Source organism: Deltaproteobacteria bacterium GWC2_65_14 (assembly GCA_001797615.1).
Classification (GTDB): Bacteria; Desulfobacterota; Deferrimicrobia; order Deferrimicrobiales; family Deferrimicrobiaceae; genus GWC2-65-14.
The window spans coordinates 5,435-8,900 of sequence record MGPV01000028.1; the positions used below are offsets into that span (position 1 = coordinate 5,435).

Annotated in this window: 4 protein-coding genes and 2 pseudogenes (2 of these 6 cut by a window edge); 3 read left to right on the forward strand and 3 right to left on the reverse strand. The window is 62.6% G+C overall.

Translation table 11 applies throughout. The features are described from left to right. The 3 genes and pseudogenes from A2X88_07430 to A2X88_07440 form a co-directional block, all read left to right on the forward strand. Positions 1 to 279, forward strand: a pseudogene (locus A2X88_07430) (cystathionine gamma-synthase) (it extends 909 nt beyond the left edge of the window). A 111-nt stretch (positions 280 to 390) separates the two neighbouring features. Next, positions 391 to 621, forward strand: coding sequence for a hypothetical protein (locus A2X88_07435; GenBank protein OGP34567.1), 231 nt, complete (start codon positions 391 to 393; stop codon positions 619 to 621). A gap of 12 nt (positions 622 to 633) precedes the next feature. Beyond that, a complete protein-coding gene (locus A2X88_07440) occupies positions 634 to 1,335 on the forward strand; it encodes a hypothetical protein (GenBank protein ID OGP34563.1) in 702 nt (233 codons plus the stop codon). A gap of 32 nt (positions 1,336 to 1,367) precedes the next feature. Here A2X88_07440 and A2X88_07445 read toward each other — a convergent pair whose 3' ends face one another. The 3 genes and pseudogenes from A2X88_07445 to A2X88_07455 all read right to left on the reverse strand — a co-directional run. Next, entirely contained in the window at positions 1,368 to 1,970 is a 603-nt protein-coding gene (locus A2X88_07445) for a hypothetical protein (protein OGP34564.1), read from the reverse strand. 22 nt (positions 1,971 to 1,992) lie between these two features. After that, positions 1,993 to 2,334 carry a transcriptional regulator gene (locus tag A2X88_07450; GenBank protein OGP34565.1) on the reverse strand — a complete coding sequence of 114 codons (342 nt, stop codon included), beginning with the start codon at positions 2,332 to 2,334 and terminating at the stop codon, positions 1,993 to 1,995. Between the two features lie 19 nt (positions 2,335 to 2,353). After that, a pseudogene (locus A2X88_07455) lies at positions 2,354 to 3,466 on the reverse strand (metal transporter); it runs 1,936 nt beyond the window's last position.

Consider the following 3,466-nt stretch of genomic DNA (forward strand, 5'->3'; position numbering starts at 1 on the left):
TTCGGGGGGATGCTGACCCTGGAGATCCGGGGGTCGGGACGGGAGGCGACGCAGGTCGTCGACCGCCTCGAGTTGTTCCTCATCGCTCCGAGCCTCGGCGGTCCGGAGAGCCTTGCGACTCAGCCGATGACGACCACGCACTTCGGGCTGACCCCGGAAGAGCGGCGGCGGAGGGGGATCACCGATTCCATGATCCGCTTCTCGATCGGGATGGAGTCGGCCAGGGACCTGGTCGGAGATCTGAAAAATGCGCTGAAAACCGGAGAAGGCTCTTCGTGACCCCGGAAATTTTCCTCACCGGTGTTTCGGGAGCCCTTGGGACAACGAATCGGATGCGTACACGGACGCACCCGGGAAAGGCGCGGATTTCAAGGGAGGCGGGAGATCATGATGGGTACCGGCATGATGGGCGGCGGAATGGGCGGATGGATGGTTTTCAACATGATTTTCTGGCTGCTTCTGGTAGTCGGGCTCGTCTTTCTCGCTGCGTGGATGATCCGGAAGTACGCCACAGGGGGTGGAAGATCCGAGGAGACGGCCTTGGACATCCTGAAGAAACGGTATGCCCGCGGTGAAATCACCCGGGAGGAGTACGAAGAGAAAAAACGGGACATTTCCTGAGGGGAGGGGCCAATGGCGCGGGATCGGTTGCTCATCATCGCGATCGTACTGATCGTCGTCGGGGCGGCAGGCATCCTGGCGACGAGACATGTAGAAACAGAGCGGCAATATCCGCACGGTTTCCTCCCCGGGAGCGGAATGATGCCGATGATGGGCGACGGAGGGATGACGGGCCGTCGGCAGATGAAGGAGATGATGAAGGGAATGATGGGAACCATGCTCCCCCATGGCGTTCCTCCGGGAGACCTCCCCGATCCCGGAAGCCGGGGAGCCGATCTGGTGACCCGGTTCTGCAGTCCATGCCACGACATCCCCAGCCCTTCGTTGCATGCAGCGCAGGAATGGCCGGCCGTGGAAAGCAGAATGTTCGCCCGGATGTCGATGATGTCCGGCATGCCCATGATGCAGGGGATGGGGATGGAGATCCCGTCTCCCGAAGAACGGGAGGCGATCACCGAGTACATGAAGACCCATGCCATGAAGCCCGCGTCTCCGGAAACGTTGCCTCAACCCGAATCAGCGGGGGCCGTTTCCTTCAAAACCGTCTGCTCCCGGTGCCACCCCCTGCCGGACCCGAAGCTCCACACGGCGCAGGAGTGGCCTGCCGTCGTGGACCGGATGCGGAGCCGCGTGAGGGAGATGGGGAGGGAGGCGATGACGGAACAGGAGCGGAGCACGATCGTCTCCTACCTGTCGCGCCATGCGAGGCGCTGACCTCCCGGGCTTCGACGGCGCAACGAGCGTGGTCACAGGGTTTGATCGTTCAAGCGGACGACGAACCCCTGTATGCCCCTGGCAAAGCTCGGCTCTCCCTTGATATACACCGAGTTCCTGACCCCTGCTTTCTTCGCGGAGCGATAGACAGGCTCCAGCCGGAGAATGTTATCGCTGCCGTCCTTCAACAGGATTTCCTTCTCGATGGCGACACCGTCTTCGGGAAGCGCGATGAACAGCCTGTGGACCCCGGCTTTCAGACGAAGATCTTTTCCGAAGAGATACCGGATTCCTTCCCCGGTCTCCTGTGTCCCGGGCTTTCCGGGCTCGATGCCTTCTTCCTTCAGGGTCGCCTTGACCCGAATCGCCTGCCCGTCGATGTTGACCAACAGCATGTAATCGGGGGTGCCGTGGGTCTTGTCGTCGAAAGGGTAATATCCGGGCCGGTGGATCTTCAACGAAGAAACGATGCGGAGATCGGCATGGCCCTTGGGGATCGGTGTCCTTTCCCGCAATTCCTCGAACACGTCCCTCCGGACACCGGCGCTCCGGGACCGGATCATCTCCCCGGTCCCGGTACATCCGGCGATCGTCAGAACCCAAATGAGTAACGCCAGGACGGTCCGCTTTGTCATCGTCGTCTCCTCCTCATATCGTTCAGACGGCCGACTCGCCGCGGTCTCCCGTGCTGATCCGGACGGCCGCCTCCACGTTCGACACGTAGATCTTGCCGTCGCCCCGAAGACCGGTGTGCGCCACCTTTTCGATCGCCGAAACGGTCTGTTCGACGAGATCGTCCCGACAGAAGAGCTCGATTTTCACGTATGGGATGTAATCCACCAGGTCTTCGACGATCCGCTGGGGGGCGTCCCTGGCCTTCCCTCGTCCGAACCCTCTCACGTCCGTCACGCTCATTCCGGTGAGTCCCTCCACCTTCTGAAGTTCCCGGGCGACGGCTGACAATTTGTGGGGCTTGAAGTACGCCTTGACTTCCTTCATGGGTCTTCCTCCTTTCGAGTCAGCGAGAAACGGGCTCCTTCTCCACGCGGATGGCGAACCACCTGTAAATCGCCGGGATGACCAGCAGGGTCAGGGCTGTCGAGGTCACCAGCCCCCCGATCACCACCGTGGCCAGGGGACGTTGCACTTCGCTCCCCGTCCCGTGCGACAGCACCATGGGAACCAGGCCCAGCCCGGCCGCCAGCGCCGTCATCAGAACCGGACGCAGCCGAAGGCACGCCCCCCGGATGCACGTTTCCTCCATGGGGACACCTTCCCGCAGGAGCTGGTTGAGATAGGTCACCAGCACCATCCCGTTGGCGAGAGCGATCCCGAACAGGGCGATGAATCCCACCGAGGCCGGGACGGAGAGGTTCTGGCCGGAAATCCACAGGCCGGTGACGCCGCCCACCAACGCCAGCGGAATGTTGAGAAGGATCAGCAGGGAGTTTTTCAGGGAATGGAACGTCATGAAGAGCAGCAGGAAGACGATGAGGAGAGTGACCGGAACCACCAGCGCCAGGCGCTTGTTGGCCTCCTCCTGCAGCTCGAACTGCCCGCCCCAGTCCACGAAGTATCCCGGGGGGAGTTTCACCCTCGCGTCGATCGCCTTTTGCGATTCCCCGACGAAGGACCCGATGTCCCGCCCGCGCACGTTGCACTGGACCGCGACAAACCTCTGGTTGTTCTCCCGGGTCACCTGTCTGGGACCGACGATCTCCTCGATCTTCGCCAGGTCGCCCAGCGGCACTTTTGCCCCTCCGCGGGCGGGAACCAGGATACGGGAGATCGTTTCCGCGCTGTTCCGATCCTCCGGTTTGTAGCGGACCAGGATGTCGAACCGGGGGATGCCTTCGAAGATCTGCCCGGCCTTCTCCCCCCCCACGGCCGTGCCGATGATGTGCTGGACCTCCCCCACGTTGATCCCGTGGCGCGCGATCGCCTGGCGATCTATGGTGATCCGAAGCTGCGGGGTTCCCGTCACCTGGTCCTTCTGCACGTCCGCAGCCCCCGGCACGGCCCGGATCGCCGCCTCGATTTCCGCGGCCTTCTCCTTGAGGACCTCCATGTCGGGACCGAAGACCTTGATCGCCAGGTCCGCCTTGGTCCCGGTGAGAAGCTCGTCGACCGC

Bases quoted from the DNA above. Each gene is read 5' to 3' on its own strand.
- A2X88_07450 (OGP34565.1), bottom strand. From the start codon at position 2,334: ATGAAGGAAGTCAAGGCGTACTTCAAGCCCCACAAATTGTCAGCCGTC.
- A2X88_07440 (OGP34563.1), top strand. From the start codon at position 634: ATGGCGCGGGATCGGTTGCTCATCATCGCGATCGTACTGATCGTCGTC.
- A2X88_07445 (OGP34564.1), bottom strand. From the start codon at position 1,970: ATGACAAAGCGGACCGTCCTGGCGTTACTCATTTGGGTTCTGACGATC.
- A2X88_07435 (OGP34567.1), top strand. From the start codon at position 391: ATGGGTACCGGCATGATGGGCGGCGGAATGGGCGGATGGATGGTTTTC.